Here is a 3,761-nt window from a genome sequence, read left to right on the forward strand (position 1 = left end):
GAGTTGGGGAAGTAGGGGGGGGGAGAAAGAATTTTCCCAATGACTAATGACTAATGACTAATGACTAATGACTAATGACTAATGACTAATGACTAATTGCGGTTTTCCCCAAATAATCGTTTCTTGTTTATAAACCACAAGTCCTGGTTTAGTGCCTTTGGGTTTGTAGACGTGCTTGGGTTGGGTGTAAACTACTGGTACTTGGTCACTTTGACGGGCGCGACTGAAATAACCTGCTAGATTGGCTGTAAATTGTAAATCAGCTTCTTCTGCCACTGTACCCGGTTCTAGACGCAGGAGGACATGACTCCCTGGAATTTCTTGGGCGTGAAACCACAAATCATAGTCTCCAGCGACACGGAATGTCAGTTGATCATTTTGGATGTTATTACGACCAATGAGGACTTCAAAGCCACTCGGACTGCGGTAACGATGAAAATTAGTGCCGGGGGTGTCGTTGCTGCTACGGCTGCGATATTCTAGGTCTTCTAGATATTTTTGCCCAATTAGTTCATCCCGGATTTCTTCTAAGGCTTGTAAATCTTCTGGATTTTGGTATTTGTCTATTTGCAAAATTGCCGCTTCTACTTGTTCAAGATAGTCAATTTCTGCTTGGACTGCAAATAGTAAGGGTTCAACGGCAGCACGGGCGCGTTTGAGTTTTTGGTGCTGTTTGTAAAGCTTTTGGGCATTTTGGACGGCGTTTTTATCGGGCAAAAGAGCGATCGCAATTGGCTGTTCGGTTTCAAAATCTGGTAGAATTATTTCCTGCATCCCTGGTTGCCAATGGTGCAGGTTAGCCATTAATAGGTCAGCTTTTTGACGATATTCTTCAGCCTGATCTGATTGTTGCAGGCGATCGCTAAAAGTTTTCGCTTTAGTGCGTAACTTACCCAAAATATTCAACAATTTTTGACTTAACTGATGACGCAGTTGTCCAAATAACTGTTCATTCAGTTGATCAGAATAATAACGGTAAACTAACTCTTGAATATTCTTTGTTGGTGCAATTCCACCCCAACCCATCACCGTATATCCATTTTCTGTCCAAGCAGGTTGAAATTTACCTGAATCTAAAGCCTGTAACCATTCTTGCCAACGTTGAAATAAATTTTGCCAATCTTGGGAAGTAAGTTCGTCAGTATTCGTATCTGGGATGATATTTGCCGCTAACAGCATCGTGTCTAGCAAAGCCGAACTTAAACCACTATAACTTTTGAGTAACTGGCGTTTAATACCTCCGGGGACTAAACTTACCCGTTCTTGCCAGCGTTCGATAGATTCGCTAAAATTGGGGACTTTTCCCGTTAATTTCGGTGGTGTTTCGTAATTTTGTCCAGTTTGAATGGGACGAACACTAGATTGTTGCTGACTAACTTGATGGGCAGCAGTGATAATTTCATTACTCGCATCAGTTAAAATCACATTACTATATTTGCCCATCACTTCCGCATAAACGTGATAAAGGGCAGTTTCTCCCGGACGACGGGCAAATTGTAAATCAATTACCCGTTCCCAAGGGGAAATAGCCTCAATTCCCACTAAAGCTAATCCACCTAATTGATGTCTTAATTGTTGACTAAAAGTAAAAGTATCTGGGGCGCGTGGTGGTGGTTCACTAATACAAATATGGGCGGCTTGAGGATGCCAAGAAATATCCAGCCAACCCCGTTGATTTAAGGTGCGTAAGGCAATGGCAATGGTAAAGCGATCGCGCTGATATACCTGTTCTATGCGTGCAGGCAACCAATTGGCGCGGATTTCGCCACAAGCGGCGGTTAAAGCGGTAAAATCCAGGGGTTGCAAAACAATTACCCCTTTTTCACGACAAAATTACTTTTTTCTGGATTATTTTCTTGGTTCATCTTGTTTTCTGCGAGATACCCCATCCTCAGCGCAAGCAGGATGGGGAGGGATAGCGCGTTTAATTTAATGGCTCAACGCCGTTAAATTAAACATTTTCCGAGTTGAAAACACGATTAAACCCGTGTTTGGCTGTATCAATCGGACTTTTTTAGCTGTACATTGTCCTAACCGTTTCCAGTTACAATCACTAACTGAAACTTGTTTTTCCGTGTCTCCACTAACCCAACCGAAAAATGTTTTCTGACCTTGGGTAGCTTCCACAAAATCACCTTTTCTAAATCCATGCCTTGTTGTAGTTCCACCATATTTACGTCTATTCCCACATGAAGAGAAAACCATTAAATGTAGTTGCCTACGACTAATTGGAGGACGACGTAAAATAGTAAATTGCGACCTAGTAATAGTTACATTACCTACCCAAGACGCACCATGATTTTTAATGTCGTTCCATGTTTGGTATTTCACAAATTCGGAACTTGCTAAGGTGACAGCATCAACTGCATGAGTTTCCGGGATTTGCAAAGACTTTTCCGATTTTTCTTTATGCAATCCCAAATATTTACGAAGATTTGATGTTTCCCAACCTTTTTTTAGAGTCACGTTAGCAAGTTCGGATAATCGGTTAATTTGATATCTTTGACCTACCATGACAGGACTAAAACTCTTATTTCCTCCTGCTTCTACCTCTTCAACGACAATTGTTTTTACTGGGTAAATATCACATAATAAAGTTATTGTTCTATATTCTAGGTCTTTGTTTGCTCGAATGCTTGGAGGTAGTTTTGAACCTCGGCGATTATCAAATCTTGCTTGACGATGACTACGTTGGGTATAGGGCAATTTGCGCTTAATCCTTCTACCACGTCTACTACGTCGCATCATAGCTCTTTGCTCCATTCTGTCTTTAACTGTTTTGAATGGAAGAACTAGATGCAACATTTGTAAGGTATATTTCTTGGTTTGAACCGCGATACCAGAAAACATTTTTCCTGGGTCTAAGCCAATTACTATTTCTTGAGCTTTTGTATTAGATGGTTCAGATTTTAACTGGACATAGAAAACACCTAATTTGTTGAATTTACCAATTGCTTTACCTTCTTTAATCCAACGTCTAGCGCGGCTAGGTTTTGTTGGCATTAATGGAATATTGTCTACTGAAATTACAGGTACTCGCATAAAGAGATAATCCTTGGAGTAAAGTTTAAGTCCCCTCGCCCAACTAATTCAAAATGTCTTGGCTTAACCCAACGACTGAACAAACAGTCTTGCAGATAATCCAAACTGGGGAAGTATTTGGAAGTGCGTATCAGAATTAGTCTCAGTGGGCTAGTCAAACACATAACCTTTGTTAGTTACAAGCCCCATCCCTCTTCAGGGTGGGGTTATTGACTAAATAAATATTTTTCAGTTTACGTAACACCCAGATCCCCGACTTCTTTGAGAAGTCGGGGATCTAATCTATTAAATCATCCTTGCCAGGGTGAAGGGATAGGTGTAGTGGAAATCACCTTTTCTGCCATTAACCTCACGGCAGTTTTCCCACAACTTGGGCATTCTACCTCTAAATACTGTGAAGATGATACGTCTACCTCAGATAATATCCCCTGTTTGCAGTGCCAACATTCACAAATTACCCTGCATACTGGTTCGTTGCAGTCAAGGATCTTGACGTGCTGAAAATTTTGGGATTCGCTGTCTGGTTTCCTGGGCTTCGGGAATTTTTTGATTTCTTGAACTTCCATCATTTCACCGTCTAACTGCAACTATGTTTAGAGCTTACTTGATGCTTTCCTATCTTACAACTTTGCAGGAATAGTCAGTAGTCAGTGGTCAGTGGTCAGTTGTCAGTTGTCATTGGGAAAATTCTTTCTCCCCCCCAACTCCCCCAACTCCCC

At 41.3% G+C, this 3,761-nt stretch carries 3 protein-coding genes; all 3 read right to left on the reverse strand.

Going from position 1 to position 3,761, the window contains the following annotated elements; all coding sequences use genetic code 11:
- Positions 1-78 precede the first annotated feature (78 nt).
- Complete coding sequence (locus tag IQ228_RS23045) at positions 79-1,806, reverse strand: NFACT family protein (RefSeq protein ID WP_193964559.1); 1,728 nt, start codon at positions 1,804-1,806, stop codon at positions 79-81.
- A 123-nt stretch (positions 1,807-1,929) separates the two neighbouring features.
- On the reverse strand, positions 1,930-3,042 hold the full coding sequence (locus IQ228_RS23050) for an RRXRR domain-containing protein (RefSeq protein WP_027402956.1): 1,113 nt from the start codon (positions 3,040-3,042) through the stop codon (positions 1,930-1,932).
- Positions 3,043-3,332: 290 nt separating this feature from the next.
- Positions 3,333-3,608 (reverse strand): hypothetical protein, encoded by a 276-nt coding sequence (locus IQ228_RS26905; protein WP_027402957.1) that lies wholly within the window; start codon positions 3,606-3,608, stop codon positions 3,333-3,335.
- Positions 3,609-3,761: the final 153 nt, after the last annotated feature.

Origin of the sequence: Dolichospermum sp. LEGE 00246 (assembly GCF_015207865.1) — a bacterium.
Taxonomy (GTDB): domain Bacteria; phylum Cyanobacteriota; class Cyanobacteriia; order Cyanobacteriales; family Nostocaceae; genus Dolichospermum; species Dolichospermum heterosporum.